The sequence below is a fragment of the Kitasatospora sp. NPDC058243 genome (genome assembly GCF_042882025.1).
GTDB lineage: Bacteria > Actinomycetota > Actinomycetes > Streptomycetales > Streptomycetaceae > Kitasatospora.
On the sequence record NZ_JBHVWW010000135.1, the window covers coordinates 2838 to 4358 of the forward strand.

The following is a 1521-nucleotide window of genomic DNA, read 5'->3' on the forward strand; positions in this document are numbered from 1 at the left end:
GTGCGTGATGGCGGGCAGCCGTGGGGGGACGGCCCGCATACCGTGGCGGTGACCGCCCACGACAGCGGCGGTGCCTCCTCCCAGCCCGCGGTGGTGGACTTCCGTGTCGATTCCGGGGGTACGGGCGGCCCCGGCGGGGACACCGGATCCTTCACCGTGTCCCCGGCTGCGGGCTATCCGCAGTACCTGGCGGCGGGCGGCGCTCCGGGCTACCCGGCCGTGCAGCTGGTGAACACCGGGCAGGCCTCGGTCTCCGCACGGGATGTGACCGTCACCCTGCCCGCCGGGAAGGACCTGGAGTTCGTGCACGAGACGGGCACCGGCAAGTACGCGCTGACCGCCATGCCGGCGGAGCCCTGGACCCAGCAGTACCCCGCCACCCTCGCGCCCGGCGGGCAGAGCCTGACCGCCCGCGGCGTCGATCTGGCGCTGCCCTCCCCCGGCTCGCACTCCGCCCTCTGGTGCACCATCGCCGCACCCGAGGGCGCACCCCCCGGTGATACCGCCCTGGAGTATGCGGTGGGGAGTGTGTCCTCGCCGTCCGCGCCGGTCCACGTCACTGCCAGTTCCGGTGCCGGGCAGGGCAGCTTCGCCGCCTTCCCCGCCCCCGGCACCGATGTCTACATGATCCGCGGCAGCGGCCTGCTGAAGTATCCCGGTATCCGGGTCCGCAACACCGGTGGTGTCCCGGTGGCCCCGCAGACCGTCACCGTCACCCTCCCCGCCGGCCTCGCCCCGCACCTGAGCTTCGTGGCGCAGGGCCCGGGCGGCGCGTATGAGCTGTCGGTGGAGGCCGGTTTCGGCCGTGAGATCGCCAGTGCGGCAGGCCAGCTCTCCCCCGACCGGCAGATGCTCACCTTCACCGGTGTCGACCTCGCTGTTCCCGAACCCGGCTCGGTCTCCGCCCTGTGGGTGCCCGTCACCGCGGACGCCACCTGCCCGCTGGATGTCACCGCCCTGCTCTACACGGTCGGCAATGAGCCGTGCCTCTCCACCCCTGTCCACATCACCGACGGCCTCACCCCCGCCCCCGGCACCAGCCCCGGGGACCGGGGCAGCTTCCAGGCATCACCGGCCGGGCCCCCCGACGTCACCCTCACCCCCGGCGGCCCCCCCGGACACCCCGCCGTCCGCCTCCTCAGCACCGGCCACGACCCCGTCACCCCCAGAAACGTCACCACCGCCCTGCCCCCCAACAGGAACCTCGCCTTCGCCCCGAAAGAAGGCACCAGCGACCAGTACGAGATCACCGTCATCACCACCGAACCCCAGACCTACACCCACCCCGCGACCCTGGCACCCGACAGGCAGAGCCTCACCACCACCGCCCCCATCGACCTCCACCTCCCCGCCCACGCCTCCGTCTCCGCCGTATGGGCCGACATCAGCGCACAGGCCGCGGCCACCGCCGGTGAAACCGCCTGCGCCTTCACCGTCGGCGACCAGAACTCCTCCTCCACCCCCATCCTCATCACCGCCAGCGGAGGGAGCGGGGGCGGTGGGTCCACGATCTCACAAGCC

Annotated in this window: 1 pseudogene; it reads left to right on the forward strand. The window is 73.0% G+C overall.

From position 1 onward, the window contains the following. Window positions 1-48: 48 nt before the first annotated feature. A pseudogene (locus ACFVX9_RS39460) lies at window positions 49-1521 on the forward strand (hypothetical protein); the annotation flags it as partial.